Annotated in this window: 28 protein-coding genes and 1 riboswitch; of the genes, 14 read left to right on the forward strand and 14 right to left on the reverse strand. The window is 70.1% G+C overall.

Translation table 11 applies throughout. The features are described from left to right. The first annotated feature begins 81 nt into the window (after window positions 1-81). Together ACTOQ2_RS04120 and ACTOQ2_RS04125 are read left to right on the forward strand one after the other, a co-directional pair. Window positions 82-609: a helix-turn-helix domain-containing protein gene (locus ACTOQ2_RS04120; RefSeq protein WP_440098334.1), complete on the forward strand. Its 528-nt coding sequence runs from the start codon at window positions 82-84 to the stop codon at window positions 607-609. Beyond that, complete coding sequence (locus tag ACTOQ2_RS04125) at window positions 561-1,409, forward strand: spermidine synthase (protein ID WP_440065760.1); 849 nt, start codon at window positions 561-563, stop codon at window positions 1,407-1,409. The genes ACTOQ2_RS04120 and ACTOQ2_RS04125 overlap by 49 nt, the downstream gene beginning before the upstream one ends. Window positions 1,410-1,479: 70 nt before the next feature. Here the strand turns inward: ACTOQ2_RS04125 and ACTOQ2_RS04130 are convergent, their stop codons facing one another. From ACTOQ2_RS04130 to ACTOQ2_RS04140, 3 genes are all read right to left on the reverse strand, one after another. Then, window positions 1,480-1,869 carry a sensor histidine kinase gene (locus ACTOQ2_RS04130; RefSeq protein WP_440098335.1) on the reverse strand — a complete coding sequence of 130 codons (390 nt, stop codon included), beginning with the start codon at window positions 1,867-1,869 and terminating at the stop codon, window positions 1,480-1,482. A gap of 24 nt (window positions 1,870-1,893) precedes the next feature. After that, window positions 1,894-2,502, reverse strand: a complete 609-nt coding sequence (locus tag ACTOQ2_RS04135; RefSeq protein WP_440098336.1) for a hypothetical protein — start codon at window positions 2,500-2,502, stop codon at window positions 1,894-1,896. Between the two features lie 153 nt (window positions 2,503-2,655). Beyond that, a complete protein-coding gene (locus tag ACTOQ2_RS04140) occupies window positions 2,656-3,108 on the reverse strand; it encodes a hypothetical protein (protein WP_440098337.1) in 453 nt (150 codons plus the stop codon). Between the two features lie 184 nt (window positions 3,109-3,292). Here ACTOQ2_RS04140 and ACTOQ2_RS04145 point away from each other — a divergent pair, with 184 nt between their 5' ends. Both ACTOQ2_RS04145 and ACTOQ2_RS04150 read left to right on the forward strand, forming a co-directional pair. Beyond that, the gene (locus tag ACTOQ2_RS04145; protein ID WP_440098338.1) at window positions 3,293-4,702 is read left to right on the forward strand and encodes a serine hydrolase; all 1,410 of its coding nucleotides are present in this window, start codon (window positions 3,293-3,295) and stop codon (window positions 4,700-4,702) included. Between the two features lie 192 nt (window positions 4,703-4,894). Beyond that, window positions 4,895-5,881: a pirin family protein gene (locus ACTOQ2_RS04150; RefSeq protein WP_362687463.1), complete on the forward strand. Its 987-nt coding sequence runs from the start codon at window positions 4,895-4,897 to the stop codon at window positions 5,879-5,881. 163 nt (window positions 5,882-6,044) lie between these two features. Here ACTOQ2_RS04150 and ACTOQ2_RS04155 read toward each other — a convergent pair whose 3' ends face one another. The 7 genes from ACTOQ2_RS04155 to ngcE form a co-directional block, all read right to left on the reverse strand. Then, window positions 6,045-6,617 (reverse strand): superoxide dismutase family protein, encoded by a 573-nt coding sequence (locus ACTOQ2_RS04155; RefSeq protein WP_440098339.1) that lies wholly within the window; start codon window positions 6,615-6,617, stop codon window positions 6,045-6,047. A gap of 152 nt (window positions 6,618-6,769) precedes the next feature. After that, window positions 6,770-7,732 (reverse strand): 1-aminocyclopropane-1-carboxylate deaminase/D-cysteine desulfhydrase, encoded by a 963-nt coding sequence (locus ACTOQ2_RS04160; RefSeq protein ID WP_440098340.1) that lies wholly within the window; start codon window positions 7,730-7,732, stop codon window positions 6,770-6,772. An 18-nt stretch (window positions 7,733-7,750) separates the two neighbouring features. Next, a complete protein-coding gene (locus tag ACTOQ2_RS04165) occupies window positions 7,751-8,041 on the reverse strand; it encodes a 4a-hydroxytetrahydrobiopterin dehydratase (RefSeq protein WP_440065755.1) in 291 nt (96 codons plus the stop codon). Beyond that, window positions 8,028-8,630 carry a hypothetical protein gene (locus ACTOQ2_RS04170; RefSeq protein ID WP_440098341.1) on the reverse strand — a complete coding sequence of 201 codons (603 nt, stop codon included), beginning with the start codon at window positions 8,628-8,630 and terminating at the stop codon, window positions 8,028-8,030. The genes ACTOQ2_RS04165 and ACTOQ2_RS04170 overlap by 14 nt, the downstream gene beginning before the upstream one ends. Before the next feature lie 107 nt (window positions 8,631-8,737). Further along, window positions 8,738-9,646: a carbohydrate ABC transporter permease gene (locus tag ACTOQ2_RS04175; protein WP_440098342.1), complete on the reverse strand. Its 909-nt coding sequence runs from the start codon at window positions 9,644-9,646 to the stop codon at window positions 8,738-8,740. After that, on the reverse strand, window positions 9,646-10,557 hold the full coding sequence (locus ACTOQ2_RS04180; RefSeq protein WP_440098343.1) for a carbohydrate ABC transporter permease: 912 nt from the start codon (window positions 10,555-10,557) through the stop codon (window positions 9,646-9,648). The genes ACTOQ2_RS04175 and ACTOQ2_RS04180 overlap by 1 nt, the downstream gene beginning before the upstream one ends. A gap of 6 nt (window positions 10,558-10,563) precedes the next feature. Beyond that, entirely contained in the window at window positions 10,564-12,021 is a 1,458-nt protein-coding gene (ngcE, locus tag ACTOQ2_RS04185; RefSeq protein WP_440098344.1) for an N-acetylglucosamine/diacetylchitobiose ABC transporter substrate-binding protein, read from the reverse strand. A gap of 331 nt (window positions 12,022-12,352) precedes the next feature. Between ngcE and ACTOQ2_RS04190 the strand changes: the two genes are divergently transcribed. The 6 genes from ACTOQ2_RS04190 (at window position 12,353) to ACTOQ2_RS04215 (ending at window position 16,539) form a co-directional block, all read left to right on the forward strand. Next, on the forward strand, window positions 12,353-13,000 hold the full coding sequence (locus ACTOQ2_RS04190) for a class II aldolase/adducin family protein (protein WP_440098345.1): 648 nt from the start codon (window positions 12,353-12,355) through the stop codon (window positions 12,998-13,000). Between the two features lie 63 nt (window positions 13,001-13,063). Next, window positions 13,064-14,284: a DUF4032 domain-containing protein gene (locus tag ACTOQ2_RS04195; protein ID WP_440098346.1), complete on the forward strand. Its 1,221-nt coding sequence runs from the start codon at window positions 13,064-13,066 to the stop codon at window positions 14,282-14,284. Window positions 14,285-14,428: 144 nt separating this feature from the next. Next, complete coding sequence (locus ACTOQ2_RS04200) at window positions 14,429-14,809, forward strand: roadblock/LC7 domain-containing protein (protein ID WP_440098347.1); 381 nt, start codon at window positions 14,429-14,431, stop codon at window positions 14,807-14,809. 4 nt (window positions 14,810-14,813) lie between these two features. Continuing rightward, entirely contained in the window at window positions 14,814-15,698 is an 885-nt protein-coding gene (locus tag ACTOQ2_RS04205) for a hypothetical protein (protein WP_440098348.1), read from the forward strand. Between the two features lie 70 nt (window positions 15,699-15,768). Further along, complete coding sequence (locus ACTOQ2_RS04210; RefSeq protein WP_440098349.1) at window positions 15,769-16,155, forward strand: roadblock/LC7 domain-containing protein; 387 nt, start codon at window positions 15,769-15,771, stop codon at window positions 16,153-16,155. 12 nt (window positions 16,156-16,167) lie between these two features. Beyond that, on the forward strand, window positions 16,168-16,539 hold the full coding sequence (locus ACTOQ2_RS04215; RefSeq protein ID WP_440098350.1) for a hypothetical protein: 372 nt from the start codon (window positions 16,168-16,170) through the stop codon (window positions 16,537-16,539). Between the two features lie 117 nt (window positions 16,540-16,656). Here ACTOQ2_RS04215 and ACTOQ2_RS04220 read toward each other — a convergent pair whose 3' ends face one another. Together ACTOQ2_RS04220 and ACTOQ2_RS04225 are read right to left on the reverse strand one after the other, a co-directional pair. Next, window positions 16,657-17,484, reverse strand: a complete 828-nt coding sequence (locus ACTOQ2_RS04220) for a hypothetical protein (protein WP_440098351.1) — start codon at window positions 17,482-17,484, stop codon at window positions 16,657-16,659. A 267-nt stretch (window positions 17,485-17,751) separates the two neighbouring features. After that, window positions 17,752-17,903, reverse strand: a riboswitch (cyclic di-AMP (ydaO/yuaA leader). 376 nt (window positions 17,904-18,279) lie between these two features. After that, a complete protein-coding gene (locus ACTOQ2_RS04225) occupies window positions 18,280-19,143 on the reverse strand; it encodes a DUF4253 domain-containing protein (protein WP_440098352.1) in 864 nt (287 codons plus the stop codon). A gap of 264 nt (window positions 19,144-19,407) precedes the next feature. Here ACTOQ2_RS04225 and ACTOQ2_RS04230 point away from each other — a divergent pair, with 264 nt between their 5' ends. Beyond that, window positions 19,408-20,361: a sugar kinase gene (locus tag ACTOQ2_RS04230; protein ID WP_440098353.1), complete on the forward strand. Its 954-nt coding sequence runs from the start codon at window positions 19,408-19,410 to the stop codon at window positions 20,359-20,361. An 82-nt stretch (window positions 20,362-20,443) separates the two neighbouring features. Here ACTOQ2_RS04230 and ACTOQ2_RS04235 read toward each other — a convergent pair whose 3' ends face one another. Then, the gene (locus ACTOQ2_RS04235; RefSeq protein ID WP_440065740.1) at window positions 20,444-20,761 is read right to left on the reverse strand and encodes a hypothetical protein; all 318 of its coding nucleotides are present in this window, start codon (window positions 20,759-20,761) and stop codon (window positions 20,444-20,446) included. A 165-nt stretch (window positions 20,762-20,926) separates the two neighbouring features. Here ACTOQ2_RS04235 and ACTOQ2_RS04240 point away from each other — a divergent pair, with 165 nt between their 5' ends. Together ACTOQ2_RS04240 and ACTOQ2_RS04245 are read left to right on the forward strand one after the other, a co-directional pair. Next, the gene (locus ACTOQ2_RS04240; protein WP_440098354.1) at window positions 20,927-21,211 is read left to right on the forward strand and encodes a putative quinol monooxygenase; all 285 of its coding nucleotides are present in this window, start codon (window positions 20,927-20,929) and stop codon (window positions 21,209-21,211) included. A gap of 96 nt (window positions 21,212-21,307) precedes the next feature. After that, window positions 21,308-22,006, forward strand: a complete 699-nt coding sequence (locus ACTOQ2_RS04245) for a DUF998 domain-containing protein (RefSeq protein WP_440065738.1) — start codon at window positions 21,308-21,310, stop codon at window positions 22,004-22,006. 88 nt (window positions 22,007-22,094) lie between these two features. Here the strand turns inward: ACTOQ2_RS04245 and ACTOQ2_RS04250 are convergent, their stop codons facing one another. After that, window positions 22,095-23,135: an aldo/keto reductase gene (locus ACTOQ2_RS04250; RefSeq protein WP_440098355.1), complete on the reverse strand. Its 1,041-nt coding sequence runs from the start codon at window positions 23,133-23,135 to the stop codon at window positions 22,095-22,097. A gap of 163 nt (window positions 23,136-23,298) precedes the next feature. Here ACTOQ2_RS04250 and ACTOQ2_RS04255 point away from each other — a divergent pair, with 163 nt between their 5' ends. After that, a complete protein-coding gene (locus tag ACTOQ2_RS04255; RefSeq protein ID WP_440098357.1) occupies window positions 23,299-23,928 on the forward strand; it encodes a TetR/AcrR family transcriptional regulator in 630 nt (209 codons plus the stop codon). Window positions 23,929-23,972: the final 44 nt, after the last annotated feature.

Consider the following 23,972-nt stretch of genomic DNA (forward strand, 5'->3'; position numbering starts at 1 on the left):
GCCGCAGGCTCCGCCGTTCAGGCGGAGATGGGCCGGAACCGGCCGGCACGCTTAACATGATCATGCGGTATCGCGTCAAGCGTGTCCCGGATCGTGAAGCGGGCCTTCAAACACCGCTTCCACCCGACCCCCGAGCAAGCGGATCTGCTGGTCCGCACGTTCGGGTGTGTCCGGCTGATCTGGAACAAGGCACTGGCCGAACGCAACCGCCGCTACACCGACGAGCGCGTCTCGACCTCGTACGTGGAAACCGCCAACTGGCTGACCACGTGGAAGCAGGACCCGCACCTGGAGTTCCTGCGCGAGGTGTCGAACGTGCCGCTCCAGCAGGCGCTTCGGCACCAGCAGGTAGAAAACGCCTGCGGAGGGCCGGTAAGACCGGTCCCGGAGTTTTCCGGGGAGGCACGGCCCGATGAAACAGGAAACCTCTGGGGCGACCCTGGGAATCCCCTCCCTTCAGGGAGGGGAGAAGGTCAACTGTCCTACATGGCGTCAACCGGTCGCGGCTGCGCATATGGTTTCCCCTTCGGGTTCGCATCAGGGAAAAGAGGACCGGACCGATGGGCAGGCGGGAAGCGCGGGAGCCGATGCCGGGACGATATCCGGTGACCTTCGGCGAGGTCGATCTCCTGCAGGACCTCGACCGGCCCTCCGGCTGGGTCGTCTCCAAGGACGGCGTGCCGCAGTCGTACGTCGACCTCGACGACGCCACCTACCTCGACTTCGAGTATGTCCGGCTGATGGCCGACGTCATCGACCTCCTCGACGAGGGTCCGCTGGACGCCGTGCACGTGGGCGGCTGCGCCTGCACCCTGCCCCGCTACGTCGCGGCGACCCGTCCCGGATCTCGGCAGGTCGTCGCCGAGCCGGACGAGGGGCTCGTCCAGCTCGTCAGGGACCAGCTCCGGCTGAAGTCGGTGCCCCGGCTCAAGGTCAGGATCCTCGACGGCCGCACCGCCACCGCCGGGCTCGGCGACGCCTCGGCGGACCTGCTCGTGCTGGACGCCTTCAGCGGTGCCACGATGCCGATCGACCTGGCCACCTCCGAGTACATGGGGGACGTCGCCCGCGTCCTGCGCGCGGGCGGCACCCTGCTGATCAACGTCGCCGACGGCAAAGGGCTGGCCTTCACCCGCCGGGTGCTCGCCACCGTCCGCGGCACCTTCCCCCAGGTGGTGCTGCTCGCCGAGCCCGGCGTCATGCGGGGACGCCGCTTCGGCAACCTCATCGTCGCCGCCTCCCGCGTGCCCCTGCCCGTCTCCGACCTGACCCGGAGGGCCGCGGGCGGGCTCACGCAGGCCCGCTGCGTGCACGGCGAGGACATCGTCAATTTCATCGCCGGAGCCCGCCCGCTGAACGACGGCGACGCCGTGGTCATCCCCGTCCCCCCGCCCGCGGTCTTCGGCTGACCCACTCGCCGTCCCCTCCGGCCCGGCAGATCAGCCCGGCCCCTCCGGCCCGGCCCCTCAGCCCGGCAGGTCAGCCCGGCACGGGAACCCAGGCGCCGACCAGGGTGCCCTCGCCGGGCGCCGAGGAGACGTCGAGGCCGCCGCCGAGCGCGGCCATCCGGTCGGCCAGCGCGCTCAGCCCCCCGCGGCCGGGATCGCCCCGCTCGAAGCCCCTGCCGTCGTCGGAGACCGTGGCCCGCAGGCGCCCGCCGGACCAGGCCAGCCGCACCTCGATCCTGGAGGCCTCGGCGTGCTTGAGCGCGTTGGCGACGGCCTCGCTGACCGTGAAGTACAGGGCTCCCTCGATCTCGTCGGGGAAGCGCCGCGAGCGGAGCGCCGGATCGGCCGTCACGGTCGTGGCCACCGGCAGCCGCGAGCAACGCTCCTCGACCGCCTCCGCCAGGCCGCCCTGGCTGAGCACGGACGGGTGGATGCCCGCCGCCAGTTACCGCAGGTCGGCGAGGGTCTGGCGGGCCTGCTCACGCAGGAGAGCCAGGCTTCCGGGGCCACCGCCGGTGGCGCGGGCCAGCTCCAGTCCCGCGATCAGCGCGATGAGCTGCTGCTGTGCCCCGTCCTCCCTGCCCGCCACCACCCGCGTGCCGTCCGCGAGCGTCACGGCGGCCCACCGCGTCTCCAGGCCCGCCCGTACGGCCTCCGCCAGCCTGCCCAGCTGCTCCACCGGGTCCGCCTCCTCCAGGCCCGGCCCGAGTTCCGTCAGGAGCTCGTCCACCGTCGGCCTGAGGTCGAAGACCAGGAAGAGCCTGGAGCCCCTGACCGCCATCCGGATGTCGAGCAGGTTGTGGCGGAACACGACGGTGGCGATCACCGCGGGCAGCGCGGCCACCGCCGTCACGACGCCGACCCAGCTCACCGCCTGGCCACCCTGCCCGAAGATCATTGTTGTCACGGAGCCGCCCAGGGCGGCCACCATCCCGAGGATCATCCAGCGGAGGCGGCGTCGCTCGACGAGGGTGCCGCGCCTCCGGCGCAGTACGAGGGAGGCCAGCACCGACAGCGCCACGAGGAAGACCACCAGCTGCCCGAACCCGCCCACCAGGGCGGCGAGCAGCCCGGCCGTGCCTTCGAGCCCCAGCGGGTTGCCGTACGAGAAGGTCGAGGCGTAGACCTCGTCGGGACTCAGCAGGATGCCCAGCCAGTGCAGGAGGATCGCCGCCCCCGCGATCCGGGCGACCGGACGCCAGCGCGGCTAGGGCAACCTGCCGTCGGGGAAGATCAGCGGGATGAACACCCAGCTCAGACCGTAGAAGCCGGAGAACAGCGAGGTGAGCAGCGCGCCGGCTACGGCGAGGGGGCCGTGAGCGTCGCCGTACGCCACCAGGACGCCCACGCCGAGGCAGCCGAGGCCGAGGCAGGCGGCGGTGACCAGTAGCAGCCAGCCGTAGGGGTTGTCGGGGCGCCTGGCCGCGATGAGCAGGCCGACCGAGGGCAGGAGGGCGCAGGCCACCACGAACAGCCACTGGCTGAACGGCACGGACATACCGGCCTCCAGCACGCCGCCCGCGACCATCCCGACCACCGACACCGCGGCCATGGACACGGCGAGGGGGCGGACCAGGGCGGACGCCGACGGGCCCGGCGGGCCCGGCGGGCCCGACGGTGACGCGGGTGCCGGAACGGTTCGGGAAGCCGTGGACGTCATGGGACGTAGGGTGACCTGCCGCAGGCTCCGCCGTCCAGGGGGTTGTCCGCACATCCGGTGCGGTTCACCGCACCGGCGGGACGGAGGACCGCCGGGTGTCGCGAGCCGGGAACGCTTCCTAGTTTCGGATGAGGGCCATCGGGGAGATGGCCGCAACGCCGGAGAACATCCCAAGGAGCATCTCATGCGGTTGCCGTTCCGATCGAAGCGCCTGCTCGCCGCCGCCGTCGCCGTCACGGCCGTTCCGGTGGCGGCCCTGCCACTGGCCGTCCCCGCGTCGGCGGTCACGACCGGGGCGGTCACAGCGAGGGCGGTCACGGCTGGGACGGTCACGGCGGGAAGACCTTTCGCCGAGCCGGAGATCCCGGACAGCCCCGCCGGCCGGCAGCTGCGCTGGTTCCTCGGCGCGCCGGACCGGGCACCGCTGGCGGAGAGCGAGCTCAAGGAGCATCTCAACTCCGGCTACCTGTCGTCGCTCACGGTCAACGGCGTCAACGCCTTCCTCAAGGCGTCGAAGGGGTTCCGCCTGGAGAAGCTGACCAAGGAGACGCCGTCCGCGCTGGCCGGGACCGGGGTGATCGGCGAGCAGGCGTTCGCCCTGCAGCTCGGGGTGGACGGCGACGGGAAGATCAACCTGCTCGGGCTGACGCCCCCCGAGCCCTCCGTGCCCGCCGCTCCCAAGAGCTGGAAGCAATTCAACGCCCGGCTCCGCGAGGTCGCGCCGCGGGTGGGCTTCCTGGCCGCCGAGATCGACGCGCGGGGCAGGTGCGACGTCGCGCACGCCGTGGCGCCGGACACGGTCCGGCCGCTGGGCTCGATCTTCAAGCTGTACGTGCTGGGCGCCGTGGCCGAGAAGATCCGCGACGGCGGGCTGAGCTGGAACACCAAGATCACGATCAAGCCCGAGTGGAAGAGCCTGGGCGAGGACGGGCTGACGGGCCGCCCCGACGGCAGCACCACCACGGTCAGGGAGGCCGCCAAGCTGATGATCTCGATCAGCGACAACACCGCCACCGACGTCCTGATCCACACGGTCGGCCGCAAGGCGGTGGAGGCCAAGGTGCGGCGGTGGTCGAGCCATCCCGAGCGGAACCTCCCCTTCCTCACCACGCGCGAGGTCTTCCTGCTCAAGGGCGTGAACCACCCCGCGCAGGCCCGCGCCTACCTGGCGCTCGACACCGCCGGCAAGCGCGCCTACCTGAAGGACACGGTCGCCGGGCAGTCGCTGTCGGACATCGTGCTCTGGCAGAAGCCCAGGGAGATCGACACGCTGGAGTGGTTCGGCTCGCCCCGCGACGTCTGCCGGGCCTACGCGGGGCTTCTCAAGCTGAGCGGCAAGCAGGTGAGCGCGGTGATGTCCGCCAACGACGTCGGCCTCGGGCTCGACGAGAAGAAGTGGCCGCTGGTCTGGGCCAAGGGCGGTTCCGAGATGGGGGTCTTCGACCTGTCGTACCTGGCCCGCTCGGCCGGGGGGAGGACCTACGTCGTGACCGCGCTGACCAGCGACCCCGCCGGCGCGCTGGACGAGCGGGTCACGGCCCCCGAGCTGATCTCGCTGAGCCGGGGCGGCTTCGCGCTGGCCACCGGAAAGTAGTCCCTTCCAGGGGCGGCGGTGAACAGCCGCCGGAAGGTGGCCCCCGGGCAGGCGGCCGGGCAGGTGGGCGGGCAGGCGGGCGGGCTTCGCCGGCGAGGCCGTGGCACTTCGTTGTCACGGCCTCGTCCGTCATGGAATAGTTGAAACATCAACTGAGTTATCACCGGCGAACATCGCCGAAAGGAACCCGCAATGCCGGCCGTGACCGTAGAGAACCCGCTGACCCTGCCCCGCCTGCCGCAGCCGCTGAACGCGACCCGCGAGCGCCAGGTGCTGGCCGTCACCACCGCACCGAGCGGATTCGAGGGAGAGGGCTTCCCGGTCCGCAAGGCACTCGCGACGATCAAGTCCCAGTATCTCGACCCGTTCATCATGATGGACCAGATGGGTGAGGTCGACTACGCGCCGGGCGAGCCCAAGGGCACCCCCTGGCACCCGCACCGGGGCTTCGAGACCGTCACCTACATGATCGACGGCGTGATGGACCACGCCGACTCGCACGGCGGCGGGGGCACGATCTCCGACGGCGACACCCAGTGGATGACGGCCGGTGGCGGCATCCTGCACAAGGAGGCTCCCCCGGAGTGGCTGGTCCAGAAGGGCGGCCTGTTTCACGGGATCCAGCTCTGGGTCAACCTGCCGGGCAGCGAGAAGATGGTCGCGCCGAAGTACCAGGACATCGGCAGGACCAACGTCGTGCTGCTCAGCAGCCACGACGGCGGAGCGCTGGTCCGCCTCATCGCGGGCGAGGTCGGCGAGTTCACCGGCCCCGGCTCCACCCGGACGCCGATCACCCTGCTGCACGCCTCCCTCAGCCCCGGTTCCCGGCTGACGCTCCCCTGGCGCAAGGATTTCAACGCGCTCGCGTACGTCCTGTCGGGACGCGGCACCGTCGGCGGCGACCGGCAGCCGATCGAGTCGGGCCAGCTGGCCGTCTTCGACGGCTTCGGCAACCTTCCCGGCCTGGGCACCGACGGCGAGACCATCACGCTCTCGGCGGCAGGCACCCAGGAGAGCCGCAGCCCCAACCTGGAGGTCATCGTGCTCGGCGGCCGCCCGATCGGCGAGCCGGTCGCGCACTACGGGCCGTTCGTGATGAACACCCAGGCGGAGCTGGCGAAGGCGTTCGAGGACTACCAGGCCGGCCGTCTCGGCACCATCCCCGCCGGCCACGCCTGATCGCGGAACACGCGGCCCGGAGGCCGGGATCCGGCGCGGAGCCCGGCCTCCGGGACCCGATGCGGAGCCCGGCCTCCGGCGCGGATCGGAACATCGCGGCCGGGGGCGCCATGACCCCGGCACCGGGGCCCGCCGCCGGGCTCATGCCGGGTCCGTGCCGGGCCTAGCGTTCGGTGAGGGTGACGCAGGCGACGCGGGGGCCGGCATCGCCTGCCTTGGTGCCGGTGGTGCGGGTGGGCTTGGCGTGGATCACGAGCGACCTGGGCAGCCGGCCCGGGACGAGCGCCCAGTCCTGGGTGGTGGTGGCGATGGCGTCGCCCCGGACGTCGGTGGTGAAATCGAGCCAGACCTCGTTCTCGGCGCTCGCCTGGGTGTGGGAGTGCCGGTAGTGCGGCCCGGCGTCCTCCGGTTTGAAACCGCACGCGTTGACGTGCAGGTGCGCCCCGTAGGTGCGATTGTGGAGCATGCCCTTGACGATGACCTTGGCGGTGGCGAGCACCGCTCCCGACTCCACGGTGACCCGCGCCGAGGCTCCGGGGGGCACCAGCGCGGTGTCGTAGACGATGACGGTGGCGCGCGGCGCGGGACTGGTGAACGTGCCGCCCCCGGCGAGGCGGATCCCCTCGGCGCTCGGACCCGCGCTGGGACTGTGCCCGGCCGGATGGGGCGCGGCGACCTGCTCGCCGCAGCCCGCGCAGAGCAGGGCGACGGCGGCGAGAACTCCCAGAATGCGCATCCACGATCTCCTTGACCGGGCCGGAGAAGAGCAGCGCCCACCATATCTAGTGATCATACGACCACGCTCGGTATTGACCACTCCAGGCCACGCCGTCCCGGAGATCCGCGGCGGGGGCCGGACGGTCCCCGCGCCGCGCGGGAAGGCGGAGCTCACGGCGGGGGCCGGAGACGCCCGTCGTCGTCGGCCCGCGCGGGGCGGGAGGACGGAGCCGTCTCCATCGGACCCGTCACCACGGCGACGACCGTGGTGTTCCTGGGGAAGGCCCCGCGTTCCGCCAGGGTGAAGACGCCCCACATCATCTTCGCCACGTAGATCCGGTCGAGCGACATCCCGTGCCGGCGGGCGAAGTCGTCGGCGAACGCGTCCAGTCCGGGAGCGCGCCTGGCGTAGCCCCCGGCGTGGAAGTCGTGGTCGATCGTCCAGTTGGCCGACACCTCGCCGTAGGTGGCCACCTGGAGCCTGGCGACGTCGTCGGCCAGGAACCGCGCTCCCCGCAGGACGGAGAAGCCCAGGGCCCGCTGCCCGGCGGCCAGCCCCGCGGCGATGCCCGCGAGCGTGCCCCCGGTGCCGACGGGGCAGCACACGACGTCGAACGGCACGTCGATCTCCCCGGGGAGTTCGGCGCAGCCGCGGACGGCCTCCTCGTTGCTGCCGCCCTCGGGCAGCAGGTAGAACCGGCCGAACCTGCGGTGGAGTTCCTCGACCACGGGCGCGGTGCCCTTCGCGCGGTAGGTGGTGCGATCCATGTAGACGAGCCGCATCCCCGAGCGCGCGGCGAAGGCCAGCACGTCGTTGAGCGGCAGGTGCTCCTCGCCCCGGATGACGCCGACGCTCCGGAACCCGAAGCGGGCTCCGGACGCGGCGACGGCCCGCACGTGGTTGGAGTAGGCACCGCCGAAGGTGAGCAGGGTCTCGTGGCCCAGCTCGGCGGCCCGCGCGAGGTTGTACTTGAGCTTGCGCCACTTGTTGCCCGGCAGGAGCGGGTGGATCAGGTCGTCGCGCTTCAGGATCACGCGTACGCCCGCGCGGGCGAGCCGGGGGTCGTCGAGCTCCGCGAGGGGCGAGGACGGCGTCCGGCCGAACTCCCGCGGCCCGTGTCCCGGATCGGTCATGATCGGCCGAGGAGCGGTTCAGGCGCCGGCCGAGACTATCTCGTCGATGCGGGCGGCCAGGGTGAAGTCGAGCTCCGTCAGGCCACCCGCGCTGTGCGTGCTGAGCGCCAGGTGGAGGGTGCGCCAGCGGATGTCGATGTCGGGGTGGTGGTCGAGCTTCTCGGCCTCGACCGCGATCTCGTCCACGATGCGGATCGCGGCGGGGAAGTCGGTGGCGGTGATCGTGCGGCGGATCTCGTCGCCCTCGCGCCGCCACTCGGGCAGGCCGGTCAGCCGCTCGTCCACCGCGGAGTCGTCAAGCAGGTTCATCCCCCCAGGAGATCATGTCTCCGGCGAAGACGCCAAGCCTGGGCAGGCTTCCGGCGCGGCGGGCCATGGCCATGATGCCCTGGGCCATGGAGGTGGCGTGGCTGGCCTGGTCGAGGAGGGGCTCCAGCTCGGGCAGCAGGCCGGGCATCCGGGCGAGGCTCCACTCGTGCCAGTCCGACAGGCGGGTGCCGCCGCTGTCGGGGTCTTCCGCGCGGTAGGCCGCCAGGATCGGGCACTCCCGGTGGATGCGCAGCAGCCATCTCTCGATGTCGGCGTTGAGCGCGGCGATCCGGGAGGGGGCTGCGTACATCCAGCCGTCGTCGCCGATGCGGTCGGACTCGCCGGGGGCGACCGGGTAGGAGCGGACCACCGTGCCGTGCAGGAACAGGCCGCTGGCCACCATCAGCTGGCGGCCCTCGCACCAGTCGAGCGCCCCGCGCAGGGGCGCCGGGACGGTGTCGACGATGACCGCGCGCTGGGAGGTGCTCGGCTGGCGGGCGAAGCGTACGTGCACCTCGGCCCACATGTAGTAGCTCGCCTCCCCCGCGCCGAAGAAGGGGAAGGGGAAGTCCTGGTCGAGGAGGGCCATGTGTCGGGTTCTCCGTGGGGAGGGGACAGGAGTCGTTCCGAATATGAACGACTCCCGACGACACTCCTGGGATTACTCGCCGGAGCTCGTATTTTGACCGGATCCGGTCATTTGACGGCGCCGGAGGTGAGGCCCGACTGGATCTGGCGCTGGAAGATGATGTAAATGATCATGACGGGAATGATGGCCATGCTCAGCGCGGCGAACAGGCCCGGCCAGTCGGCCTCGTACCCGGCGCTGGTGGAGATGTTGGCGACACCCTGGGTGATCACCCACTTGTTCTCGACGTTGCCGGAGAGCAGCACGATCGGCAGAAGATACTGGTTCCACTGGCCCAGGATGTTGAAGATCGTGATGCTGATCAGGCCCGGCTTGGCCATCGGCATCATGACCTGGAAGAACGTCCGGGTGTGCGAGCAGCCGTCCATCATCGCCGCCTCGGCCACCGAGGTGGGCAGCGTCTTGAAGAACGCCGACAGGAAGAAGACGGTGAACGGCAGCGAGTAGGCGATGTAGACCAGGATCAGGCCGAGGTGGGTGTCGATCAGGCCGAGGTTCTTCACCACGAAGAACAGCGGGACCAGTGCGAGGAAGACGGGGAACGTCATGCCCGACACGAACAGGAAGTAGATGAGCCTGTTGCCGGGGAAGGTGTAGCGGGCCAGCACGTACGCGGCCATCGAGCCCAGGAGCATGGTGCCCGCCGTGCTGCACGCCACCACGAAGACGGTGTTCAGCATGTACTGGCCGATGTGCGCCTTCTCCCAGGCCCGGCCCCAGGCGTCCCAGCCGAAGGAGGCCGGGAGGGTGATGGCGTCCCCGAAGATCTCGGCGTTGGTCTTGAAGGAGGCCAGGAACGTCCAGACGATCGGGCCGACGATCAGGATCGCCCAGACCAGCAGCGCGACGTGGGACAGCGCGCCGAAGACCCCGAGCGGGTTCTTCACGCGGCGCCCGGCGCGCGCGGGGGCGGAGGGGCGGGTGGCGTCGGGCTTGCGCGCCGTGTCCGTGGCCATCAGAACTCGATCCTCTCGCGCCGGGTCACGCGCAGGGTGAGGGCGGCGAACGTGATGGTCATGAAGAACAGCGCCACGCCCATCGCCGACGCGTAGCCGAACTTGGAGAAGTTGAACGCCGTGCGCCAGATCTCCATCGGCAGCACCGTCGTGGAGTTGTCGGGCCCGCCCCGGTCGACCGAGAGGACCTGGACCAGGGCGAAGGCGTCGAAGGCGGCGATGCCGAGGTAGACCCAGGCGACCTGCATGGTGTCCCACAGCAGCGGGATCGTGATCCTGAAGAACAGGGTGAACCGGCCCGCGCCGTCGAGCGCGGCGGCCTCGAACACGTCCGCCGGAATGGAGGACATCCCGGCGGAGAAGAGCACCACGTAGAAGCCGACGGCCTGCCAGACCATCACGCTGATGATCGTCCACAGGGCGAGGTCGGGGTCGATCAGCCATCCGACCGGCTCCACCCCGATCTTGTCGAGCAGACCGTTGACCACGCCGACCCGCTCCGGGCTGTAGATCGCCTGGAAGAGTACGCCGACGATGGCCACGGCCAGGACCTGGGGCAGGAAGAAGATCACACGATAGACCTTCGAACCCCAGATCCCGGTCATCCGGCCGCCCCGCTGCCCGCCGCTCAGGTTGAGCAGGAAGGCGAAGAACAGGGCGATCACGATCGTGACCAGCGGCATGACAAGTAACAGAACACCGTGGTGGCGCACCGCGGCCCAGAAGACCTCGTCGTCAAAGAGCCTGGTGAAGTTCTCCAGGCCGATGAACTGAGGGTTCGCCGAGATGCCCTTCCAGTTGGTCATCGAGATGTAGAAAGCCTGGATGTACGGGCTGATCACGAAGACCACGTAGAGAAGGACCGGCGCGGCGAGAAAGCCGACGATGAACGGATACTTGCCCTGCCGCATCGGGAGCTACACCGTCCGGTTCTGCTTGGTGATGGACGAGTCGGCCTTGGTCTTGTCGGCGGCCTTCTGCATCTTCTCGCAGAACTCGTCGGCGGAGATGCGGCCGAACATGAGCGCGTTGGTCTGCTTGCGCAGCTCGGTCTCGAACTCCTTGTACCAGTTCTCGAAGCTGCTGAAGGTGACGATGTTCTGGCCGGCGGCGGTCTGCGCGGCGCTGAGGCTCGCGTTGCCGGGCGACAGCTCCAGGCCGTCGGCGGCACCGGTCACGACGGTGATGTTGCCCGACTTCTCGGTGAAGCCGCGCGCGCCCTCCTTGGAGAGCATGATGCGCAGGTACTCCAGGCCGCCCTTGGGGTTCTTGGCCTTGGCGGGGACGATGTAGGCCTCGCCGGCGGCGGCGCGGATGGCCTCGTAGGGCATCTTGTCGGCGGCGGTGACGCTGGGGGTGGGCGCCAGCGCGTACTTGAAGGTCTCCGGGGTCTGGTCCTTCTGCTCGTTCTCCAGCCAGGAACCGGAGGGGTAGAAGGCGACCTTGCCCTCGTTCTGGCGGAGCTGAACCGCGGTGTGGATCAGGCCCTCGAAGGACTTGTCCATGTACTTGGCGATCTCGGCCCAGGCCGCGGCGGACTGCTTCATGGCGTCGCGCTGCCAGACACCGTCGACGAGGTTGTCGACGTCGACCAGGATCTGGTTACCCTCGATCTTCGCGGCGGAGATGAGGATCATCCAGTACGCGTAGTAGGCGGCGTTCTTGCCCGCGTACGCGAAGGGGGTGATCCCGGCGGCCTTGGCCTTCTCGGCGAACGCCTTGAACTCCTCGAAGGTCTTCGGCGGGGTCCAGCCGTTCTTCTCGAACAGCGCGGAGTCGTACCAGAGGCCGTACGCGGAGAAGACGTAGTTCATCAGGTAGGGCTTGCCGCTGATGAGGCCCGACTCGACGGTGCCCGGCGCGACCATGTCTCGCACCTTCTTGCTCGGGTCGTCGATCGAGGGGGCGTCCCACAGCTCGGTGAGCTCCAGGAGCTGGCCCTCCTGCTGCAGGGCGCCGTTGTCCATCAGGTCGGTGCCGGAGTTGGCGATCATGTCGGGGACGTCGCCACCGGCGAACCGCGGCTGCAGGGTCTGCGCGATCTGCTGGGTGGCGACGTGCTTGATCTGCGCCTGCGGGAACGCCTTCTTGTACAGCGGCTCGTGGACCTCGGTCGCGTAGCTGTCACCCAGGCCGCCCTTGAAGATGACGACCTCAAGCGGCGCGTCCGCGGCGACGCCGAACGGGTTCGCCGCGGAGACCGCGCCGCCCGCCGAGGGGGCCGCGGAGGCCGGGGCCGCGGGGGCCGCGCCGCCACTGGTGGCGCAGGCGGTGAGCAGTCCGGCGCCGGGGCCGGCGATCAGAGCGCTCATGCCGATCCGGCGGAGCATCTGCCGCCGGGTGATATCTCCGGGCGTACCGGCCGAGTTGGACATGTAACCCTCCTGAACGGGGGATCAATTAGGAAAGTTTCCTAAACGTTTGCCCGAAGGTACGTACCCCCGGAGTCCACCGTCAAGAGCTCGTATCCGGTCTAGACCGAGCCGTGATGTCCTCGCGACATATCCGGTAGAAACCAAACGCCAGGGAAGTACAATCCAATGACAGAACGGCACACAGTAGCCGATATTTCCCGGCAAACCGTTGACGCGCGGCCGATGGAAAGGTAAAGGAACCATGCTCCCCGGTCATCGAGGAGCAACAACCGGTCTAGACCAGATAATGAGGGTTTGCCGCCTGATACCGCAACCCCCTACTTTTGGGGACATGTTGCTGGCCGAGCAGCGCCGACTGCTGTGTGAGTACGGCCACCGGGCCGCCGCGACCGGACTGGTCGTCGGGACCGCGGGAAATCTCAGCGTGCGCGCGGGCGACCTGGTCGCAGTGACGCCCGGTGGCGTCTCCCTCGACCGGCTGGAGCCCGAGGCCTGCCCGGTCGTCGACATCGAGGGCCACCTCGTCGAGGGCGACCTGCGGCCGTCCTCGGAGACCCCCATGCACCTGGCGGTCTATACGGCCACCGGCGCGGGCGCCGTCGTGCACACCCACTCCGTCTTCGGCACCGTGGTCGCCACGACCATGAGCGAGCTGCCGCCGATCCACTACAACGTCCTGCTGCTCGGCGGGACCGTCAGGGTCGCCGAGTACGCCACCTACGGCACCCCCGAGCTCGCCGCCTCCGTCAGGGCCGCCCTCAAGGACAGGCGTGCCGCGCTGCTGGCCAACCACGGCGGGGTCACGATCGGCGACGACCTGGACGGGGCCTTCGAGGCGACCCGGCTGCTGGAGTGGCTCTGCGAGGTCTACGTACGGGCCAAGGGCGTCGGCGAGCCCCGCGTGCTCACCGAGGAGCAGCTCGCCGACGTGGTCCGGCGTGCCTTCGACCCGCCCGCCTTCCCCCGCCGCGAGGACTGACCACGGCACGACCACCCGTCCGACCGGCACACCGCCGGACTTCCCGTCGCGAGGACTGACCGCATGCCCCTCCAGCTCACCGGCGCCCCGAGCGATCCGGACCTCATCCGCCTGCCCTGGGACGTCCCGCTGGAGCAGTGGCCCGAGCACCGGCTGGTCTCCCTGCCCCGCGGCATCTCCCGGCACGTGGTGCGTTTCGCCCGCCTGTCGGGCAAGGTGTACGCGATCAAGGAGATCAGCGAGTACTACGCCAAGCGCGAGTACCGCCTGCTGTGGGATCTGAGCCGGATGGACACCCCGTCCGTCGAGCCGGTGGCCGTGGTCACCGGGCGGACCGACGCGAACGGCGAGCCGCTCGACTCGGCGCTCGTCACCCAGCACCTGCAGTTCTCCCTGCCCTACCGCGCGGTCATGTCCGGGACGGTCCGGCCGGAGACGCTCAACCGGCTGCTCGACGCCCTGGCCGTGCTGTTCGTGCGGTTGCACATCAGCGGCTTCTACTGGGGCGACTGCTCGCTGTCGAACGTCCTGTTCCGCCGGGACGCGGGCTCCTTCGCCGCCTACCTGGTCGACGCCGAGACCGGCGAGCTGCACCCCATGCTCAGCGAGGGCCAGCGACTGTACGACATCGACGTCGCGCACACCAACATCTTCGGCGAGATGCTCGACCTGGAGGCGGGCGAGCTGCTGCACCCCTCCATCGACCCCGAGCAGATCGCCGACTCGGTCGTCCGCCGCTACCACCGTCTCTGGAGCGAGCTCACCTCCGACGACATCATCGACGAGGTCGACTGGCACATGATCGACCAGCGGATCCGCCGGCTGAACTCCCTGGGGTTCGACGTCGCGGAGATGATGGTCCGCCGCAAGGCGGGCACCGGGCGGCTGATCGTCCGGCCCAAGGTCGTGGACGCCGGGCACCACCAGCGCAGGCTGCTGCGGCTGACCGGCCTGGACGTGGAGGAGAACCAGGCCAGGCGCCTCCTCAACGACCTCGACTCCTTCCGCGTGTCGCACGGCCTCCGCCACGAGGACGAGGCGATCGTGGCCCACCGCTGGCTGGCCGAGGTCTTCCAGCCCACGGTGCTGGCCGTGCCCCAGGAGCTGCGGGGCAAGCTGGAGCCCGCCCAGTTCTTCCACGAGGTGCTCGACCACCGCTGGTACATGTCGGAGGAGGCCGGGAACGACGTCGGGCTGCCCGCCGCGGTGAATTCCTACGTGAAGAACATTCTTGTTTTCAAGCCGGACGAAAAGGCACTCATCACCGACGACCCAACGGGTTGATTTCCACCCAGGGTATGTAACTTCCTACTCGGTTGGAGAATCGTACGCCTTCTCCTATCAAAGCCCTAGCCAGGAAGTTCGGTTACCGAGAGGTGTCCCTACGCTGACCGGGCGACGCTTGAAGTCGCTGGCGAGGGAGAGCACGTGCTCGGAATCGAAGACTGCCTCACCGAGGTAATGGCCATCCCCGGCGCCCTGGACGCGATCCTCATCGATCAGACCAGCGGGACCGCGGTGGCCACCGGCGGCGCGAGCCGCCACGCCGACGTGGAGAGGTTGGCCGCGGGGCTGAGCGAGACCCTGCGCGCGACGCTCGACGGGCTCGCCCTCGCCTCGCCCGGCGGTACGGTCCGGATCAACGACATGATCATCACCACGGACGGCGGCCACCATTTGCTGCGGCCGCTGGAAACGCTTTTCGACGGCCCTCTGGTCATTTATGTCAGGCTCGATCTCGAACGCTCGAACCTGGCACTGGCCCGCCACCGACTCCAGGCCCTTTCCGGCCGTCTGATATCGACGTGAAATCATGCCGAACGTCGAGAACATCCTCAGCGGGCTCGCCGGCGACCACGCCACCGGCTCCCTGCGACTCGGCAAGGCGGGGGTCATCTACCTCACCGACGGTCGCGTGACCTACGCCGAGAGCGCGGCGGCCCCCCGGCTGGAGGACCTGCTGGGCGCCTGCCGCGGGATATCCGCCCACGCCGTACGGCAGGTCAGGCAGGCCGCCAGCCGCCGGCCACCTGACGCGCGGGCCCCCCAGCCGTCGGGGGGCGAGCAGCTGGTCGCGCGGGGCCTGCTCACCAGGGGGGAACTGGAGTTCTGCGTGCTGAGCGCGGTGCTCGACGCCGCGTACTTCCTGCTGCAGGCCACCGGGCACCGGCCCAGGTTCCGGCGGGGAGAGCGGCACTGGCTCGGACCGCAGTGGTACTTCGACGCGACCGGCCTGCTCCGGGAGTGCGAGCGAAGGAAGGCGCAGTTGGAACAGACCTGGCCGTCCGCGGAGCTGGACACGCTCCCGGTCGTCCCGCTCGGGCGCATCGGCGCCCAGCGGGTGGTGCTGAGCTCGCTCCAGTGGGAGGTGCTCGTCGGCGCCGACTCCACGGCGACCCCCGCCGACCTGGCGCGCAAGCTGGGCCGTCCCGCGTACTCGGTGCTGCTCGCCGTACGGCAGCTCGCCTCGTCCGGGCTGCTCCGCCTCCCGGAGCCCGCTCCGGCAGAGACTCCCGGGACTCCCGGGACTCCCGAGGCACCGGCACCGCTGCCCAGGCGGACGAGGGGTGCCACGGAGATCCCGGCGGCCGGCACGGGTTCTCCGGAGACGTCGGACTGGCTCCCCAGGGCGAACGGGGACCCGGCCGACGTCAGCCTGCTCATCCGGCTCAGGAACGCATTGGAGGCCATGACTTGAGCGACTTGAGCGACTTGAGCCCGGTCACATGCCGATAAGGCTGCGGACGCTGAAGCTGATCGGAAGGAGGATGCCGGTGGAACTGCGTGAGGAGATACGGCGCGAGATGGCGGCGCTGCGAGAACGCGTACCCGACGTGAACGGGAGCATCGCGTGCAGCGTCGACGGTCTGACGATAGCGAGCGATCTGGACAGGGACACCGAGCAGACCGGGGCGCTCTCCTCCGCGGTGCTGGCTCTCAGCCGCCGGATGACGAGCATGGCCGGCAAGGGCACCTTCGAGGAGACGTTGATCTCCGGCACCAACGGCTACGCGGCGTTCTACGCCGCCGGACCCAAGATCGTCCTCACAGTCCTGGCGCGCCCGGGGACCAACCTCGGGCTGCTCCGGCTGGAGGGCCGCAAGACGGCGGCCAGACTGGCCGCCGCCGGCTCGCGCACATCGATACCCCAGTGATCGGAGACAGCAATGGGCAACATGGACATCTCGCTCAAGGAGATGATGGCGATCGACGGTGCCGTCGGCGCGGTCGTCGTCGACTACAACAGCGGGATGGCGCTGGGCGCGCTCGGCGGGTCCAAGGACCTCGACCTCCAGATCGCGGCCGCGGGTAACACCGAGGTCGTCAAGGCCAAGATGCGGACCATGGAGTCGCTCGGCCTCAAGGACGGCATCGAGGACATCCTCATCACGCTCGGCACGCAGTACCACGTGATCCGCCCGATCTCGGGCCGGAGTGGCAAAGGGCTGTTCCTCTACCTGGCTCTCGACCGGAACCGGGCCAACCTCGCGCTCGCGCGGCACACCCTGCGCGGCATCGAGGAGAAGCTCGAGGTCTGATCCTCCGGTGCGGTCCGTGCCCCGGGAGGCACGGACCGCACCGGAGTCCTTTCTGCGTCTTTTCTGAGCGTTCCCGGAGGACTCCGGCGGGGGTCTCCGGAGGGCGGCGGCGCCGGCTCAGCCCTTCCCCGCGCCGATCTCGGCGGCGCGGGCACCGGCGACGGCCACGCCGGCCGGGGCGTGCCAGGAGGCGGGCTCGACCATGACCTTGGGCTTGCCGGCCCACGGCCGCGCCGCGGCGCTCACCAGCTGGGTCTGCACGCCTATCCCCAGTTCCTGGGCCTTGGCGAAGACGACCGTCGGGGGCTTGGCCGGGCTGGTGTCCCTGCGGCTCCAGGCACCGGTGGAGAACGCGACGGGGTGGTTCTTTATCCCCGTACCGTTACCCCACTTGGTGACCACGTACTGGATGTCGATGTGGCCCATCCCGCCGTTGCCGTCCACGCCGAGCGTGCCGGCGTTGAACGTTCCACCGGTCAGGTCGGCGAAGGTCTTGGCGTCGATGTCGATCATAATGCCCTGGTTCGAGGGGGAACCGGGGCCGCGGTCGCCGACGAAGAACTTGGCCTTCTTGCCCTTGTAGATGATGTAGCCCTCGGTGAGCAGGGGCCAGCTCGGGCTGGCGATCATGCCCTTCTGCATCGGCCGGCCGCTGGCGGGCAGACCCGTGTCACCGGCCCGGCCGGAGGAGTCGTCCCAGAAGTAGGAGGCCGTGGTCGCGCCCTGGAGGAGGACGGACTCGGCGCTGGCCTTCGCCACCCCGACCTCGGGGTCGGCGGTGGCGGCGAAACAGGTGGAGGCGGGCAGCGCCACCGCGACACCGGTGGCGGCGAGGACGCTCGCGCCGACCAGGGCGGCGGCTGCGAGGCGGCTTCCGCGGGGCTTGTTCTTCTGCCAGGTGAACTTGCTCAGGCCGTTCTTGTGCAAACCAAAGAAGGGGCGCATGGAGAAAAGGCTCTTTCGCGAGGGAACGGGGCAGCCACGTGCGACACACCGAAGGGGTGCACGGGCGGGGACGCGCTCGTCGGAAAAGGGGGCGTAGCCGGAATCTCGGGCAATCGCTACGCGGAGCACGATCTGGAAGGTGCCGCGATCAGGCGCGGCGAGAAGGTCCGGGGGGAACGGGGGATGTCGGCGGAAGGGGGGAAAAGTTCAGGTGGTCGGCACGGACAAGGGCTGCACCGACGTGGTAACGCGGTGATCCATGAGGGGATCTCCTCTCCATCTCGTCTACCGGGTTAGCTGACGGGTTCGGGCGGTGGAGTTGCCCTACCGCCGCGTGGTCGCGGCGGATTCACCCCGGAAAAGTGGTTCCCCGGCTCCGGGGCCCCTGTGGGGCCCTCGGGATTCGACGTCGGCCGGCCGCTCCCTCTTGTGAAGGGCAGGTCGCCTACCGATGACTGTGGACACTACCCACCCAAACCGGACAAAGCAAAGCAAACACCATGAAAACCCCAGAAGATCTACCTACAAGCTTCAAGGAAGCCTCATCGATCGCCCCGCCAGGCCAACACCTGTCCTACCAGCACGGATGTCTCCCCCATCTCGGTGTCCAGCCCCGGAACCCCGTTCCTGTCCCCGTTCCAGGCCCCGCGTCCGGAGATCCACGGAAGATCCACGCGGGAGAACGCGCGCCCCGTGAGCCCTCCCCCGGCCCGCCGGTTCCTTTGCGCAAAGGTTCGCTCAAGGGGAGCCCGCCTCGCGGGTCGTCCCCGGCCGATCGGTCCCGCCCGGCCCCGCTCAGTCCCACCAGAACGACCAGGCGTTCCTGCCCTTGATCTGCTCGGCGTAGTCGATGAGGTTCCCCGCCCCCTGGATGATGCTGTCGGGGCAGAACGTCCAGTGCTCCGCGGCGACGTGCAGGGCGTGCTCGGAGGTGGTCGGGGGCGCGGCGACGCTGAGGTCGAGGGTGTTGAAACCCATCCCGACCACCCGCACCCCGAACCTGTCCTCCCAGCTGCGCACGACGGCCGCGAGCGGGACCATCCACTCGTTGTGGTTCAGGGCGCCCTGCCAGCCCATGACGGCGAGGGCGTCGGCCCCGCGCTCGACCGCGACGAGCCCGAGCGGGGTCCTGCGCTCGGCCACCAGCCCGGCGTACCAGTCGGCGACCACGCCGGGGTCGGCGGCGAGCCTGCCCGGGGGGGCCGGGCCGGGACACTCGGGTCCGAAGGGCTCGAGCAGTTCGAGCTGGTCGAGGTTGGCCTTGGCGATCCAGTCGGACCACACCTCGGCCATGAACGCGGCGGCGTGGTAATTGTCGATCTGACCGGCCGTGTCCGGGGCGATCTGGCCGGCCGACCAGGGCTGGACGGAGTCCTCCAGCAGCACCGGCCACAGGCCCGACCGCTCGTGCTGGGCCCTCAGCCGCGCCCAGTACTCGCCGGAGACCGCCACCTCGCTGAGCCAGAACGCCGGACGGCGACGGACGGCGAGCTGGGCGTAACCGGGGTCGGGCCACACCACGTCCCCCGGCGGCAGCTCCACCGAGAGCCTCCTGCCCCTGCCCCCGCCGGTTCCGTCGCCGCCCTCGCTCCCGTCGGCTCCGTCGGCGAACAGCTGGCCCAGAACTGGCGGAAGTCGCTCACTCTCACAATCGCTCATCTCTACCGATCCGATCCTGACCACGGACCAATTTTGGCCTGTCAACCATCCCGAGGGACAGTTCTGCCCTGGTCCAGGCAAAAATTATCGGTAGTGAGGAGAAACGGAACCAGGTGGGTGCCCGTCCTTCGTCGAGAACGAGACCAACGTGCGCATGGCCTCGCGCATCGGCAGCCGCAACCCCGTCCACCGCACCGCCGTAAGCTCGGGTCGACCCGATGATCGACGAAGTCCGCCCGCCGACTCCCTAAGGACCCGTTTTCCATGACTGATCTGGTAACGCTCGGTGAGAGCATGGCGCTGTTCACCGCGCGGCGCACCGGCCCGCTCAGGCACGCCCGCGACTTCGGGCTCGGCGTGGGCGGCGCGGAGTCGAACGTGGCCATCGGCGTCGCCCGCCTCGGCGGGCGCGCGGCCTGGATCGGCAGGGTGGGCGCCGACGAGTTCGGCGAGCTGCTGCGCTCGACGCTGGCCGGCGAGGGGGTCGACGTGCGGGGGATGCGGGTCGACCCCGAGGCGCCCACCGGCCTGATGATCAAGAGCAGGCGCACGGCCGAGACGGTCGACGTGCGCTACTACCGCTCGGCGAGCGCCGGATCCCGGCTGCGCCCCTCCGACCTGGACGTCTCGCTGATCCGCTCGGCACGCGTGCTGCACGTCACGGGCATCACGCTCGCGCTGTCGGCGTCCGCCGCCGAGGCGGTGCGGGCCGCGATCGCCGAGGCCCGCGACGCGGGCGCGATCGTGTCGATGGACGTCAACTACCGCCGCGCCCTGTGGACGCCCGCCGAGGCGTCCGCCGCGCTGCGCGAGACCGTCGCCTCCGTGGACGTCCTGTTCGCGACCGAGGCCGAGGCCCGGCTGGTCGTCGAGGGGGACGACCCGCTCACCCTGGCCGGAGCCCTGTCGGCCCTCGGCCCGCGTCACGTCCTCATCAAGCGCGGCGCCCTCGGCGCGATCGAGCTCTCCGACGGCGCCGTACGGCGCGCGGAGCCCCACCGGGTCGTCGAGCTCGACCCGGTGGGCGCCGGGGACGCCTTCGCCGCGGGCTGGATCGCCGAGACCCTCGCCGGGGCGGCCCCCGAGCGGCGCCTGGCCACGGCCGGCGCCGCGGGAGCCTTCGCCGTCACCGCCGACGGCGACTGGGAGAGCCTGCCCCGCCGCTCCGACCTGGACCTGCTGCGCCCGGCCGACGCGGTCGACACGGTCAGCCGCTGACCGGCGCACGCGGCGGTCACTGCGAGTCGACCAACCGGTCCGCCTGCTCGGCAACAGAGCGCCGAAGGATGAGGACGCGGTCCTACCGTTCGAAGAGCACCAGGGGGTGGCGACGCACCATTTCCAGGACCGCTCGGCACACCTCTCCGGCCCGGGGGAAGACGGCGTTCATCAGCACGAAGTCCTCACCCACGGTGAGCGGCTCCGACCAGGGCGAGGTGCCGTAGTTCTCGGCGGTCAGGTCAGGGAAGAGCGCCGTCAGCTCCTCGTAGAAGGCCGCCACCTCCGGGCGCGGCTCACCGGGGGCGGCTCCGCTCTCGTCCCAGGCGAGATACCGGAGAAGGGCCTCCCGCGCGGTGATCGGTTCGGTCCCGAACCAGACTCCGAGATCAAAGCTCACACCACGTCCTCGTGTCCTCGTTCTCGCCTCGCCTGCCCGGCCGTCGAATCCTACGTGCCCGGCGGACGCCTGATATGCGCGAACGGCACGGAAAGATCGGCGCCTGCCGATCACCCGGTCGCGCGTGGCGGCGGTTCTGTCGGTGGCGGACCGTACCCTGACGTCATGATCATTGTCTCAGGCTGGATCCGGGTCGACCCCGATGCTCGTGACGGCTACCTCCGGGGGTGCGTGAGCGTGGTCGAGCAGGCTCGCGCCTCGTCCGGTTGCCTCGACTTCACGCTCGGCGCCGACCTCGTCGACGCCGGCCGGATCAACGTCTACGAGCGGTGGGAGTCGGAGAAGGCCCTCGACGCCTTCCGGGGTTCCGGGCCGGGCGACGACCAGGAGGCGGTGATCCGCGACGCCGAGGTGGCGCGCTACCAGATCTCCGGTGTCGGCCCCGCCTGACCCGGCGGGCTCCTCCCCCGTACGAACGCCGGCGTCTTCATCCGGACAGCCGGGAGATCCCTGCTGGAAACGGGGGATCCCTGCTAGAAAGGTGCGATGCATACCCCGGCGAACACCCCGAAAGCGCCGCGAGTCAATCTCTCCTACCTGTGCGGGGCGGTGGGCGGACCGCTGTTCGTCATCGCCTTCCTGGTCCAGGGGGCCGTCCGCCCCGACTACGACCCGATGCGTCATCCGGTCAGCTCCCTGGCCCTCGGCCCGTCCGGGTGGGCGCAGGTCGCCAACTTCGTCGTCACCGGCCTGCTGATGCTCGTCTTCGCCGTCGGCCTGCGCCGGGGCCTGTCCGCCTCGGGACGGCACTCGACCTGGGGGCCGTTGCTGATCGGGCTGTACGCGATCGGGCTGATCGGCGCCGGTGTCTTCCCGACCGACCCGGTCAGCGGTTACCCGCCCGGCTCGCCCGCGCAGGGAGAGCACACCTGGCAGGGCCGGCTTCACGACCTCCCGTTCTCGTTGCTCGTCTTCGCCGCGCTGACCGCCGCGTGCTTCGTGTTCGCCCGGCGCTTCGCCGGCTGGGGCGAGCCCGGCTGGGCGGTCTACTCGGGGATCAGCGGCCTGGTGTTCATCGGCACGTTCGTCGTCGCCGGCCTGGGGTTCTCCCAGACCGAGGGATTCGTCGAGCTTGGCGGCCTGTTCCAGCGGATCTCGATCACGACCGGCTTCTTCTGGGCCAGCCTCCTCGCCGTCCGTATGATGCGGACGCCCCGGGGTTCCGTACCGGCGCGACCGGCCTGACCGCTCTCCCGGTCGCCGGGCGACCCGGGAGCGGGCTCCGGGTGTCAGGCCGGACCGTTCCCCCGCGCCTGTCACCCGAGGCGCCGCGTCAGGCCAGGCTTCCGGCCGGGATCCGTCCCTGGGCGGACCACTCCTGGATCCAGTTCGGGTAGGCGACCGGCGGCCGGCCGGCCTCGTCGAGTTCAGCGAGATCCTGCTCGGTGAGCGTCAGGTCACTGGCAGCGATGTTGTCCGTGAGCTGTTCCAGCTTGCGCGCGCCGACGATGACGCTGGTGACGGCGCGCTGGGCGAGCAGCCAGGCGATCGCGACCCGGGCGGGGCTCACCTCGTGCCGCGCGGCGACGGTCCGCAGCACGTCGAGCACCTTGAAACCCTTCTCCTCGTCGAACGGCACGAAGTCGAAGCCGTTCCGGGCCCGGCGGGAGTCCTGTTCGGTGGTCACCCCGCCGCGGTCGAACTTGCCCGTGAGGAATCCGCCGAGAAGCGGTTGCCACACCGTCAGGCTCAGCCCCGCGTCCTCCGCCAACGGCACCAGCTCGCGCTCGACGTCGCGCGTCGCCGGCGAGTACTGAATCTGGTTGGAGACGAACCTCGCCTGGTCGTGCAGCGCGGAGATGCCCAGCGCCTTGCTGACCTGCCAGGCGGCGAGGTTGGAACAGCCGATGTAGCGGACCTTGCCCTGTCGTACCGCGTCGTCGAGCGCGCTCAGCGTCTCCTCGAGCGGCGTCAGGCGGTCGTAGTTGTGGATCTGATAGAGGTCGATGTAATCGGTCCGCAGCCGGCGCAGGCTGTCCTCCAGGGCCCGCATCACGTGCAGACGGGAAAGCCCCTGGTCGTTGGGCCCCGGCCCGACCGGAGCGAACAGCTTGGTGGCGAGCACCACGTCCCGCCGGCGCTGCCCGATCGCCCGGCCGAGCATCTCCTCGCTCTCGCCGTCGGCGTAGATGTCGGCGGTGTCGACGAAGTTGATCCCGGCGTCGAGTGCCGTGCCGACGATCCGATCCGCTTCCTCCTGCCCGAGTGCCCCGAGGTTGTGGAACACCGGGTGATCCTTGCCGCCGAACGTCATCGCGCCCAGGGAGATCTCCGAGACCCAGACCCCGGTACGTCCCAGCAGACGATATTTCACCAGCTACTCCTTCGCGTGTACGTCCGGTCCACGGCAGGCGGCCGGGCGTCTCGCGCCCTTTCGGTCACTGCGTCCGGACATCGTGTCCGAAAATTACGCTACACGATGTCCGGACGAGGTGTAGCGCGCCGTTCGCCGCCGAGCGACGACCTAGGATCCGGATATGCCTTCGATTACCCGACGACGCACCGCGGGCGTCGGCCGTCCCACCTCGGCCGAGGCGGAGATCCTGGCCGCGACGCAGCGTCTTCTGATCAACGGCGCGAACTTCACCGAGCTCGGCGTGCAACAGATCTCCACCGAGGCCGGCGTCGCCCGCTCGACCTTCTACAGCCACTTCCGCGACAAGATCGACCTGCTCATGCGTCTGGCCACCGAGCTCATGGCCTCTTCGTTCGACCTCACCTCGGCGTGGGATCCGTCGGACGGCGCCGAACGTCTCGCGGACGCCTTCCTGCGGGTGGTGAAGGTCTACCGGAAACACGCCGCCGTACGGCAGGCGATCGCCGAGGTCGCCACCTACGACGCGACCGTGCGTGACTTCTGGGGCAAGGAGGTCAACCAGTTCACGGACTGGACGATCGCAGTGCTCCGCGCCGAGCAGGACGCGGGCCGCGCCCCCGCCGACCTCGACCCGGTGAGCGCCACCCGGGTGATCGTCATGGGCGGCGAACGGGCCCTCGTCGACCACGTGACCGCCGGAGATCCCGGCGGCGACGCCGCGTTCGCCCGCGAGATGGCACTGACCTGGTGGTACGGCGTCTTCCGCCGCCCGGCGGACCGCGGCAGGTAGACGCTTCAGAGCAGGTAAACGCTTCAGGCGCGAGTCGGCCGCGC

The sequence above is a fragment of the Streptosporangium sp. H16 genome, from assembly GCF_051918855.1.
In the GTDB taxonomy this organism is placed as follows: Bacteria; Actinomycetota; Actinomycetes; order Streptosporangiales; family Streptosporangiaceae; genus Streptosporangium.

What these genes read in the sequence shown, in the direction of transcription:
- ACTOQ2_RS04125 (WP_440065760.1), top strand. Translation starts at nt 561, where the DNA reads ATGGGCAGGCGGGAAGCGCGGGAGCCGATGCCGGGACGATATCCGGTG.
- ACTOQ2_RS04140 (WP_440098337.1), bottom strand. Translation starts at nt 3,108, where the DNA reads ATGACGTCCACGGCTTCCCGAACCGTTCCGGCACCCGCGTCACCGTCG.
- ACTOQ2_RS04145 (WP_440098338.1), top strand. Translation starts at nt 3,293, where the DNA reads ATGCGGTTGCCGTTCCGATCGAAGCGCCTGCTCGCCGCCGCCGTCGCC.
- ACTOQ2_RS04150 (WP_362687463.1), top strand. Translation starts at nt 4,895, where the DNA reads ATGCCGGCCGTGACCGTAGAGAACCCGCTGACCCTGCCCCGCCTGCCG.
- ACTOQ2_RS04155 (WP_440098339.1), bottom strand. Translation starts at nt 6,617, where the DNA reads ATGCGCATTCTGGGAGTTCTCGCCGCCGTCGCCCTGCTCTGCGCGGGC.
- ACTOQ2_RS04160 (WP_440098340.1), bottom strand. Translation starts at nt 7,732, where the DNA reads ATGACCGATCCGGGACACGGGCCGCGGGAGTTCGGCCGGACGCCGTCC.
- ACTOQ2_RS04165 (WP_440065755.1), bottom strand. Translation starts at nt 8,041, where the DNA reads ATGAACCTGCTTGACGACTCCGCGGTGGACGAGCGGCTGACCGGCCTG.
- ACTOQ2_RS04170 (WP_440098341.1), bottom strand. Translation starts at nt 8,630, where the DNA reads ATGGCCCTCCTCGACCAGGACTTCCCCTTCCCCTTCTTCGGCGCGGGG.
- ACTOQ2_RS04175 (WP_440098342.1), bottom strand. Translation starts at nt 9,646, where the DNA reads ATGGCCACGGACACGGCGCGCAAGCCCGACGCCACCCGCCCCTCCGCC.
- ACTOQ2_RS04180 (WP_440098343.1), bottom strand. Translation starts at nt 10,557, where the DNA reads ATGCGGCAGGGCAAGTATCCGTTCATCGTCGGCTTTCTCGCCGCGCCG.
- ngcE (WP_440098344.1), bottom strand. Translation starts at nt 12,021, where the DNA reads ATGTCCAACTCGGCCGGTACGCCCGGAGATATCACCCGGCGGCAGATG.
- ACTOQ2_RS04190 (WP_440098345.1), top strand. Translation starts at nt 12,353, where the DNA reads ATGTTGCTGGCCGAGCAGCGCCGACTGCTGTGTGAGTACGGCCACCGG.
- ACTOQ2_RS04195 (WP_440098346.1), top strand. Translation starts at nt 13,064, where the DNA reads ATGCCCCTCCAGCTCACCGGCGCCCCGAGCGATCCGGACCTCATCCGC.
- ACTOQ2_RS04205 (WP_440098348.1), top strand. Translation starts at nt 14,814, where the DNA reads ATGCCGAACGTCGAGAACATCCTCAGCGGGCTCGCCGGCGACCACGCC.
- ACTOQ2_RS04210 (WP_440098349.1), top strand. Translation starts at nt 15,769, where the DNA reads ATGCCGGTGGAACTGCGTGAGGAGATACGGCGCGAGATGGCGGCGCTG.
- ACTOQ2_RS04215 (WP_440098350.1), top strand. Translation starts at nt 16,168, where the DNA reads ATGGGCAACATGGACATCTCGCTCAAGGAGATGATGGCGATCGACGGT.
- ACTOQ2_RS04220 (WP_440098351.1), bottom strand. Translation starts at nt 17,484, where the DNA reads ATGCGCCCCTTCTTTGGTTTGCACAAGAACGGCCTGAGCAAGTTCACC.
- ACTOQ2_RS04225 (WP_440098352.1), bottom strand. Translation starts at nt 19,143, where the DNA reads ATGAGCGATTGTGAGAGTGAGCGACTTCCGCCAGTTCTGGGCCAGCTG.
- ACTOQ2_RS04230 (WP_440098353.1), top strand. Translation starts at nt 19,408, where the DNA reads ATGACTGATCTGGTAACGCTCGGTGAGAGCATGGCGCTGTTCACCGCG.
- ACTOQ2_RS04240 (WP_440098354.1), top strand. Translation starts at nt 20,927, where the DNA reads ATGATCATTGTCTCAGGCTGGATCCGGGTCGACCCCGATGCTCGTGAC.
- ACTOQ2_RS04245 (WP_440065738.1), top strand. Translation starts at nt 21,308, where the DNA reads ATGCATACCCCGGCGAACACCCCGAAAGCGCCGCGAGTCAATCTCTCC.
- ACTOQ2_RS04255 (WP_440098357.1), top strand. Translation starts at nt 23,299, where the DNA reads ATGCCTTCGATTACCCGACGACGCACCGCGGGCGTCGGCCGTCCCACC.